Here is a 7,574-nt window from a genome sequence, read left to right on the forward strand (position 1 = left end):
CGAAGTCAGTACTGCGCCCCAGTGGGACGGACGACGCCGGCGGCGCCGCCGTGGTAACGCTCAGGCTCCGCGGCCGCCAGCATGGTGCCGTCGGGCAGGAACGACACACCCGTCGCGTTGTTCATCACCACGTTCTGCGACACCTTCTGACCCCGTGCCCTCAGGGCGTCGACTGTCGGAGAGTTGTACAGCGGCGGTTCCAGCTCGGTGGAGGTGGTGTTGCGCTGCGAGATCCGCGGTGCGGCAATGGCCTCGGGCAGCGGCATGCCGAGCTCGAGATGGTTGACGAGCAGCTGAAGCACCGTGGTGATGATGCGGGAACCGCCCGGGGTGCCGAGCGCCACGTACGGCTCCCCATCCTTCAGGACAATGGTCGGGCTCATGCTGGAGCGGGAGCGCTTGCCGCCCGCGGGGGCGTTGGCGGGGTGCTTGGGGTCGAAGCTGAAGTCGGTCAGTTCGTTGTTGAGCAGGAAGCCGTAGCCGGGCACGGTGATACCGCTGCCAGCAATGCCCTCGATGGTGAAGGTGTAGCTGACGATGTTGCCCTGGTTGTCGGCGACGGTGAGGTGGGTCGTCTGGCCGCCGGCGGGCGAGTTGGCGGCGAGGTCCAGGCCCACACCCGCGCCACCGTCGTACGGCCACGGGTTGCCGGAGGCCACCGGCTTGGCCGAGGCGGCGTCGGTGATCAGGGCCTGGCGCTCGGCGGCGTACTCGTCGGAGATCAGGCCCTTGTACGGCACCGACTCGTAGTCGGGGTCGCCGAGATAGGCCTCGCGGTCGGCGAAGGCCAGGGCCGAGGCCTCGATGATCTTGTGGAGGATCTCCTCTTCGGAGAGGCCGGACAGGTCCGTCGGTTCGAGGATGTTGAGGATCTCGCCGACCGTCGTACCACCGCTGGAAGGACCTGCCATGCCGTAGATGTCATAGCCGTTGTAGTCGGAGTGCGTCGGGGCGAGTTCGGTGGCTCGGTAGGAGGCCAGGTCCTCCGTTGTCATCTTGCCGGGGCGTACCTCGGTGGGCGAGGTGCCCGAGACCGGGGGGTTGGTGACGGCATCGGCGATGGCCTTCGCGAGCGGGCCCTTGTAGAAGGCGTCGGCACCGTCCCTGGCGATCAGCTCGTAGGTCCTAGCGATGTCCGGGTTGCGGAAGACCGTGCCTTCCTTCGGCGCCGCACCGTCGATCAGCCAGGTGTCCTGGCTGCTGGTGAAGGCGTTCAGATAGCTGAAGTTGTCCTGGGTACGGGCCTGGTACTCCGCGTCGACGACGAAGCCCCGCTTCGCGATCATGGTCGCCGGATCCATCACCTCGGCCAGGTTCATCGTGCCGTACTTGCCCAGCGCCAACTGCCAGCCCGCGACGGTGCCGGGGACACCGACGGAGAGCCCGGAGCGGCGGGCCTCGGTGAACGACAGCGGCTCACCCGTCGCCGGATCCAGGAAGTGCTCGGGCGTCACCTGCGAGCCCGCGGTCTCGCGGGAGTTGATGGTGGTGATCTTGCCGGTGCTGCCGTCGCGCAGCACCATGAAGCCACCGCCGCCGATGCTGCCGTCGTAGGGGCGTACGACGCCGAGTGTGGCGGCTACGGCCACGGCGGCGTCGACGGCGTTACCGCCCGCGCGCAGGATCTCGAGCCCGGACTCGGTCGCGTACGGGTCGAGCGAGGCGACCGCGCCGCCGGTCCCGATGGCCACCGGCTGCTTGTCCGGTGTCCGTGCGGATGCGGCGACGGTGTGGTGGGCGGGGACGAGCGCGAGAGTCACGGCGCAGGCAGCGGTGGTCACCGCGACTCGAGGACGCCAACTAGTCAGTAGCAAGGCAACTCCCTTTAATTTTTGGGGATTTGAGGGTCGCTTTTCCGTGCGGAGCGTAAGTCTGTGCTGTCATGCACGTCTTCATCCCTGAAGGATGAGGGGGCGGCCACGGCCCGTGGTGCCCGATGCGGCAGTACACTGCCGTCACTTTTTGGGGGCTGAGATGCGCATCCTGCTGGTGGAGGACCACCCGATCGTTCGGCTCGGACTGCGGGCAGCCGTCGAGATGGAGCCGGATATGACCATCGTCGGCGAGGCGGGCACCGTCGCCGACGCAATTGCGGCCGCGCACGCGCTGACGCCGAATGTGCTCATCCTGGCGCTCCGGCTCGAAGGCGAGCTGCGCGGCCCGGAGGTGTGCCGGGTCGTCAAGCGGTTGCCGCAGCCGCCGGCCGTGCTGGTCTACACCGCCTTCGATTCGGCGGCGGACGCCTCCACCTGCTTCCTCGCGGGAGCCGACGCTTTCGTGCACCGGCGCACCGACCGGCGCCAGCTGATCACCAGCATCCGGGACACCTACCGCGGCCGACGGGTGTGGATGCCGTCGGCCGCCCCCGCGGAAGGCGCCGCGCGCGCCCGGCCGCGCGGGGCACCAGGGCTGACGCCGCGGGAGGAGGAGGTGCTCGGCCTGATGCTGCTGCGCTACAGCAACGCGCAGATAGGCGAGACCCTTCAGCTCCAGCTGCCCACGGTCAAGACGCATGTACGCGGGCTGCTGCGCAAGCTCGGCCTCGCCAGCCGGCGCGATCTCTTCTGATCCGTGGCCGGGGCCGGCGGACGGCGGGAATGCCCGCCGGTCGCCGGCCCCGGCCACGGATCTCAGTCGTTCGCTCTGCGCAGGGCCAGCTTGTTGACGCCCCACAGAGCGATGCCGATGGCGAGCAGTACGCCGGCGCGGATGTAGACCTCCGCGGCACGGTCGGCCAGTGGGCTGGCGAGGATGGCCGCCGTGATCGCGCCCACCACGGGGACCCAGGTCGGCGCGCGGTAGTGGCGGTGGCCGACCTCGTCCTTGCGGAGCACGAGCACGGCGACGTTGACCACGGCGAAGACACAGAGCAGCAGGAAGGCCGTCGTATCGCCGAGGCCTTCGATCTCGCCGGTGGAGACAAGGCCGATGGCCAGCGCGGTGACGAAGAGGATGCCGGCGATCGGCGTGCGGCGGCCGGGCAGGACCCTGCCCATGGCGCGTGGCAGCACGCGCTCGTTGGCGAGGCCGTAGCACAGCCGGGAGGCCATCATGATGTTGATGAGGGCCGAGTTGGAGACGGCGAAGAGCGCGATGAGGGCGAAGAGTTTCGGCGGGAACTCGACACCGCTCTCCTTGACGACGAGGAGCAGCGGACCCGAGGACTCGGCCAGGTCGGTGTGGCTGACCATGAGGGAGGAGACGACGGCGACCAGCAGGTAGATCGTGCCGGTGACCGCCACGCCGAGGAAGATCGCACGGGGGAAGCTGCGGGTCGGATCCTTCGTCTCCTCGGCCATGTTGACCGAGTCCTCGAATCCCACGAAGGCGAAGAAGCCGAGCGCCGTGGCGCCGAGGACACCGGTGATCAGAGCCGTTCCGGTGCCGCTCGCCTCGAAGTCGGTCAGCCGGGAGGCGTCGCCCTCGCCGGTGACGACAGCCGCCACGCCGATTCCGATGATGACGAGCAGGCCGGTCACCTCGACGATGGTCAGCACCACGTTGGTCTTGACCGACTCCGCCACGCCGCGGAGGTTGAGCGCCGCGAGCGCGACGATGAAGAGGATCGCGACGAGCGTCGGCGAGATGTCGACGAATTCCTGGAGGTAGGCGCCGCTGAAGGCGCGGGCCGCGGCGCTGGCCGAGGCCAGGCCCGAACACATCACCATGAAGGCGATGATGAAGGTCAGGAACGGGGTCTTGAAGGCCTTCTGGGTGTAGAGCGCGGCACCCGCGGCCTTCGGGTACTTGCCGACGAGCTCCACATAGGAGGCGGCGGTCAGTGCGGCGACGACGAAGCCGATCGCGTACGGCAGCCAGATCGCGCCGCCTATCTTTCCGGCGACCTTGCCCGTGGTGGCGTAGATGCCGGTGCCGAGGATGTCTCCGATGACGAAGAGGATCAGGAGCTTGGGGCCGATGGCTCTCTTGAGCGGCGTGCTGTCATCGGGTCTTTCCGTAGCGGCAGTTGGGCCGGAGGGGGAAGTTGGCGGTGTAGTCATGGGAAGGCGTCGCCCCGTTCGGGATCTCGAAGGAGGTGTGAAGTACCCGTTGTCACGCCGCGCCTCGGGTCCGCGCGGTGGGGCCGGAGAAGGGGGTCTCCGACTGCCGGGGAACCATATGACGGGCCTCGGTGCGGCCGGATCATCCCTGCGGGATGACCGCCTCCCCAGCCGCCAAGGGATCTGCCGTAACCACGTTTTGGGCTGTCGGCGCGCTGTGCTTGGCTCGCCGCCATGGACTACGTCACCGGCACGAAACAAGCCCCCGCTCCCACCCGGTACGACCTGATGGTCGGCTCCGCCGTGGGGCACGGGCTGCTCGACGAGGACCGACCACTCGTCTCCCTGCTGGACCTTTCGGCCGTCCGGGCTTCGGCCCGCGCCCTGCACGAGGCTTTCGCGGAGGTGGCCGCTCAGCCACAGCGCATTCAGCACACGTTCGCCGTCAAGGCGGCATCGCTGGTGCCCGTACTGCGGCAGCTCAATGGTCTCGGCATCGGCTGCGAGGTGGCCAGCCCGGGTGAACTGGCGCTGGCCCGGGCGGCGGGCGTACCCGCAGAGCGGATCGTCCTCGACTCCCCGGCCAAGACCGTCGCCGAACTGGAGGCCGCCCTCACCCAGGGCATCGCGGTGAACGTCGACAACCCGCAGGAGCTCGCCCGGATCGACTCCCAGCGCACCGCCAGCGCGCCCACCGCGCCGATCGGCATACGCATCAACCCACAGCTCGGCGCGGGCAGTATCGACGCGATGAGCACCGCCACCGCCACCTCGAAGTTCGGCGTGGCGCTGCGGGACGAGGGCGCGCGGGCTTGGCTTCTGGAGGCCTTCGCGGCCCGCCCCTGGCTGAACCGACTGCACTGTCACACCGGTTCGCAGGGCATCTCCCTCGCCCGGTTGGTGGACGGCGTCCGGGTCACGTACGAACTGGCCGAGGAGATCAACGCGGCCGCGGGCCGGCAGCAGATCAGCACGCTGGACATCGGCGGTGGGCTGCCCGTCAACTTCGATTCCGACGCCGTCACGCCCTCCCACCGCGACTACGCGCAGCTGCTTGCCGCGGAGGTGCCCGGGCTCTTCGACGGCCGCTACGGCATCGTCACCGAGTTCGGCCGTTCACTGCTGGCCAAGGCGGGGCTGCTGCTTGCCCGGGTCGAGTACACCAAGTACGCGGGCGGCCGCCGGATCGCGGTCACCCACGCCGGTGTGCAGGTCGCCACCCGGACGGTGTTCGCCCCCGAGTCCTGGCCGCTGCGGGTCGCGGCGTACGGGTCCGACGGCCGGCGCAAGACCGGACCGGTGATCCACCAGGACGTGGCCGGGCCCGCTTGCTTCGCGGGCGATCTGATCGCCCGGGACCGCGCCTTGCCGGCGCTGGAGCCGGGCGATCTGGCGGCGCTCCTGGACACAGGCGCGTACTACGCCTCCACGCCCTTCGGCTACAACAGCCTGCTCCGGCCCGCCATTTACGGTTTCGACCTCGACGCCGCCGGTGCACCGCACTTCACGGTCATCCGCCGGGCGCAGACCATCGAGGAGCTGATCGCCGAGTCGGGCGGCAACTGAGCACCCGTCACCTGATGGAGCGGCTCCGCGTTGCGGCCGCGTGCAAGGACCGCAGCGCGAGCAGCAGGACGCCGATGTCGTCCAGATAGACGGGATCGGGCAGCAGGTCCAGCGTTAATACCAGATATTGATCAGAAACTCAAGGGGTTCGCGTTGAGGGTGCAGCGGACGTGGGGGCCGTGGAAGTAGCCGCGGACAATGTGGGGCTGGCGTTGGCGGCGGCGGAAGAACCGGCGGTCTCGGCGGCGAGTTGGTCCTGGTTGCGGGCCTGGTGGCTCTTGGGGAGCCTGTGCTTGAGGTCCGCGTTGACCATCTCATCGGGGTTCAGCTCGGGCGAGTACGGCGGCAGGAAGTGCAGCTCGATCTACTCGGCGTGGTCGGCGAGCCAGTCCTTCACCTTCTTCGAGCGGTGCGCGGAGTGCCCGTCCACCACCAGATGGATCTTGCGGTCGAAGTGTCCGACGAGCCGGTCCAGAAAGCGGCACATCATGGCCGAGTCGAAGGACTCGGTGAAGACCATGAAGTACATCCGGCCCCTGGTACTGATCGCGGACATGGAGTTGGCCGAGAACCGGTTGCCGGTGCGCCGCACGATGATCAGAGTCCTGCCCTTCTTGCCCCAGGTCCGGCCAGTGACCTGATCGGAGCACACTCCGACCAGGTCGGCGAAGAGGATCTCGCCACCGTCGGCCCCCGCCCGGGCGCGGATCTGTGGCCAGGTCTCCTCATGCCAGCGGGCCATTTTCTCGGGATCCTGCTCCACGGCCCGTTTGTCGGGCCGCTGGAAGGAAAGGCCCCACCGTTTCAGGTACTTGCCCACTCCCGGTTCGGTCAGCCGCACCGGTACAGCTTCGCAATCAGGTCACCGACCAGACGCCGCATCCACAACTGCCCCACCAGGCCCACATCACACGGACGGTGGTCGAGCACCGCCTGGCGCACCGCGGCCTGCTCGCCCTCCGCCAGGACCTGGTGAACCCCCACCGGCCGGCCCTTCGGCCGTGCCAGCAGCGCGTCGCGACCACCGGCCTGCCACCGCGCCCACCAGTTGCCCACGGCCTTCAGCGACACTCCGAACACTGCCGCGACGTCCTCCCTCTCCCGCCCCGCCACCAGCGCAACCACCGCCCGAAGACGCAGCACCTCCTGCGCCGACGGCGACAAGTGCCGCGCGTCCCCCACCAGATCACTCACACCCAGCTCAACAACCCAGAATCACAAGCGTTTCGGATCATACTGTCAATTCCCCTTCGTGTTCAGGACACAATCCCGAGCGAAATAGGCAGCTGCCCGACGCAGGATCTCGCGCTCCAGCTGCCACTCCTGCTCGGCCTTGAGCAGCCGGACGTTCTCCACCCACAGCCGAGCCAGCTCCTCGGCAGCGCTCACGCTGCCGTCGCGGCCCTCGGGCGTGGCCTGGGTCTCGTCCTTGCGCACCTACGTCCGCAGCGATTCCGCGGTGATACCGAGATCTGCGGCCACCGCTCTGTGTCCACACTCCGGGGGACACCTCAGTGGAGCCCGACACCGCAGGCCCGAACAGCCCCTGATGGTGGGCCTGCAGGGCCTCAGCCTCGCCGAGGTTCCTCGCCCCCAACGCGATCGCGACCGTGAGCTGGACCAGCACCGCACCACGATCACGCCAGCCGTGGCCGCCTCCGCCCTGCAGCACCAGTGCCAGCGCGGACGTCAGCCCCGTACGGTCCGCCAGCCGACGCAGCAACACCGCCCCGGCATGCCCGACCAGCCCCCTCCCGTCGGCGACTACGGCAGCCGCCGGTCCCACCCTGTAGGCTCACTCACCAGATTGGTGCCCTGACACTCGCAGCGGATACGGACTCAACACTCGCATCCTTGCAGGTCAGCGGCACCTTTCTGCTACCCGGGGCGTCAGATCACCGAATTACGCTGAATACCCAGGGCTGACATGGAAGAACGTCTGGGGGGCCAGAAGAAGCATCCAGCTCGTCATGCTCTGAGACGTCAGCCGCCGGACGCAGATCTGCG

At 68.7% G+C, this 7,574-nt stretch carries 6 protein-coding genes and 1 pseudogene; 2 read left to right on the forward strand and 5 right to left on the reverse strand.

Going from position 1 to position 7,574, the window contains the following annotated elements; genetic code table 11:
• Positions 1-5: 5 nt before the first annotated feature.
• On the reverse strand, positions 6-1,781 hold the full coding sequence (gene ggt, locus ABTZ94_RS01960; RefSeq protein ID WP_351196497.1) for a gamma-glutamyltransferase: 1,776 nt from the start codon (positions 1,779-1,781) through the stop codon (positions 6-8).
• Positions 1,782-1,974: 193 nt separating this feature from the next.
• Here ggt and ABTZ94_RS01965 point away from each other — a divergent pair, with 193 nt between their 5' ends.
• Complete coding sequence (locus ABTZ94_RS01965; protein WP_351196499.1) at positions 1,975-2,568, forward strand: response regulator; 594 nt, start codon at positions 1,975-1,977, stop codon at positions 2,566-2,568.
• Positions 2,569-2,630: 62 nt separating this feature from the next.
• Here ABTZ94_RS01965 and ABTZ94_RS01970 read toward each other — a convergent pair whose 3' ends face one another.
• On the reverse strand, positions 2,631-4,001 hold the full coding sequence (locus ABTZ94_RS01970) for an APC family permease (RefSeq protein ID WP_351196501.1): 1,371 nt from the start codon (positions 3,999-4,001) through the stop codon (positions 2,631-2,633).
• Between the two features lie 234 nt (positions 4,002-4,235).
• Here ABTZ94_RS01970 and ABTZ94_RS01975 point away from each other — a divergent pair, with 234 nt between their 5' ends.
• A complete protein-coding gene (locus tag ABTZ94_RS01975; RefSeq protein ID WP_351196503.1) occupies positions 4,236-5,567 on the forward strand; it encodes a type III PLP-dependent enzyme domain-containing protein in 1,332 nt (443 codons plus the stop codon).
• 139 nt (positions 5,568-5,706) lie between these two features.
• On the opposite strand, the pseudogene ABTZ94_RS01980 reads toward ABTZ94_RS01975, so the two are convergent.
• The 3 genes and pseudogenes from ABTZ94_RS01980 to ABTZ94_RS01985 all read right to left on the reverse strand — a co-directional run bounded on the left by ABTZ94_RS01980 (position 5,707) and on the right by ABTZ94_RS01985 (position 7,004).
• Positions 5,707-6,408: pseudogene (locus ABTZ94_RS01980) on the reverse strand (IS630 family transposase).
• A complete protein-coding gene (locus tag ABTZ94_RS37730) occupies positions 6,399-6,761 on the reverse strand; it encodes a helix-turn-helix domain-containing protein (protein ID WP_502967163.1) in 363 nt (120 codons plus the stop codon). The pseudogene ABTZ94_RS01980 and the gene ABTZ94_RS37730 overlap by 10 nt, the downstream one beginning before the upstream one ends.
• A 45-nt stretch (positions 6,762-6,806) precedes the next feature.
• Positions 6,807-7,004, reverse strand: a complete 198-nt coding sequence (locus ABTZ94_RS01985) for a hypothetical protein (protein ID WP_351196505.1) — start codon at positions 7,002-7,004, stop codon at positions 6,807-6,809.
• Positions 7,005-7,574: the final 570 nt, after the last annotated feature.

The sequence above is a fragment of the Streptomyces sp. NPDC002785 genome (assembly GCF_040295565.1).
GTDB lineage: Bacteria > Actinomycetota > Actinomycetes > Streptomycetales > Streptomycetaceae > Streptomyces.

Bases quoted from the DNA above. Each gene is read 5' to 3' on its own strand.
- ABTZ94_RS01975 (WP_351196503.1), top strand. From the start codon at position 4,236: ATGGACTACGTCACCGGCACGAAACAAGCCCCCGCTCCCACCCGGTAC.
- ABTZ94_RS01965 (WP_351196499.1), top strand. From the start codon at position 1,975: ATGCGCATCCTGCTGGTGGAGGACCACCCGATCGTTCGGCTCGGACTG.
- ABTZ94_RS01970 (WP_351196501.1), bottom strand. From the start codon at position 4,001: ATGACTACACCGCCAACTTCCCCCTCCGGCCCAACTGCCGCTACGGAA.